Annotated in this window: 1 protein-coding gene; it reads right to left on the bottom strand. The window is 36.1% G+C overall.

From position 1 onward, the window contains the following. Positions 1-234 (bottom strand): hypothetical protein (locus tag D0T85_RS22610; RefSeq protein WP_203558562.1); only part of this gene is annotated, 234 nt, incomplete at its 3' end. Between the last annotated feature and the right edge of the window lie 118 nt (positions 235-352).

The following is a 352-nucleotide window of genomic DNA, read 5'->3' as shown; positions in this document are numbered from 1 at the left end:
GATAAGAAAACAAAAATACATAAAAATATTAATAAACAAAATGATTTTATAATATAATAATAGAGTGAAAGTGAGAGAAACTATAACACCTGGAGTTACATAGTAAGACCAAACGTTAGCTGGTGCAGCAGGAGTAAATTCAGAGGCAGCAGCACCGGTAATCGCATCGCAGAAATATCCTTTCGACACCGGATGCTCAACAAAAAGTTTGGCTTCGGGAAACAGATCTCTCACTGCTTTAAACAATACAAAGCAAAGTGAAATGTATAATACCTGATACATTCTTCTTGTCGTGCAACATGTATTCGAACGACATATCGTATTGTGTGCAATCAATAGAGAGCACCCCATA

Origin of the sequence: Bacteroides sp. 519 (assembly GCF_010500955.1) — a bacterium.
Taxonomy (GTDB): domain Bacteria; phylum Bacteroidota; class Bacteroidia; order Bacteroidales; family Bacteroidaceae; genus Bacteroides.
The sequence above is the reverse complement of the archived record's forward strand: the minus strand, read 5'-3'. Positions and strand labels throughout refer to the sequence as shown.